1 protein-coding gene is annotated in these 225 nt (G+C 71.6%); it reads left to right on the plus strand.

The window, feature by feature from the left end:
* The coding region (locus IH54_RS41210; protein WP_043183805.1) for a zinc-binding dehydrogenase at positions 1–225 on the plus strand (225 nt) is incomplete at both ends.

Genomic DNA, 225 nt, shown 5'->3' on the forward strand with positions numbered 1-225 from the left:
AAGGCGGCGATCTGCCGGGCGATGGGCGCCGAGGCCGTCATCGACCGCAGCGCCGAGGGCTACCGCTTCTGGCGCGACGAGCACACCCAGGACCCCAAGGAGTGGAAGCGCTTCGGCGGCCGTATCCGCGAGCTGACCGGCGGCGAGGACGTCGACATCGTCTTCGAGCACCCCGGGCGCGAGACCTTCGGCGCCAGTGTCTACGTCACCCGCAAGGGCGGCACC

The sequence above is a fragment of the Streptomyces sp. NRRL F-5123 genome (assembly GCF_000721495.1).
GTDB lineage: Bacteria > Actinomycetota > Actinomycetes > Streptomycetales > Streptomycetaceae > Actinacidiphila.